Source organism: Undibacterium sp. MH2W (genome assembly GCF_049340215.1).
GTDB lineage: Bacteria > Pseudomonadota > Gammaproteobacteria > Burkholderiales > Burkholderiaceae_D > Undibacterium.
Genome location: NZ_JBMPPA010000043.1, coordinates 1 through 255, shown reverse-complemented (window position 1 = coordinate 255; position 255 = coordinate 1). Strand labels below are relative to the sequence as shown.

At 51.0% G+C, this 255-nt stretch carries 1 pseudogene; it reads left to right on the top strand.

Annotated elements, in window-relative coordinates:
- A pseudogene (locus ACO0K2_RS19775) lies at positions 1 to 255 on the top strand (energy transducer TonB); the annotation flags it as partial.

Genomic DNA, 255 nt, shown 5'->3' with positions numbered 1-255 from the left:
ACCATTTATTCCGCCGCCAGAAGTGCAAGTACAGCAGCAGCCACAGCAAAACACGATCAGTGCCGTATCGAACGTGAAGCCAGATAACCCAGTGTTTGCTAAAACACAGCAAACAGCACCACCAGAGCCAGCAAAACCAACTGGCCCTGTGACGGTACCAGGGGTGATCGACTTTAACGTTGCTGGTTGCAAACCAGAGTACCCACGTGCGTCTTTACGTAATGAAGAGACCGGTACAGTCCTCTTGTCCGTATT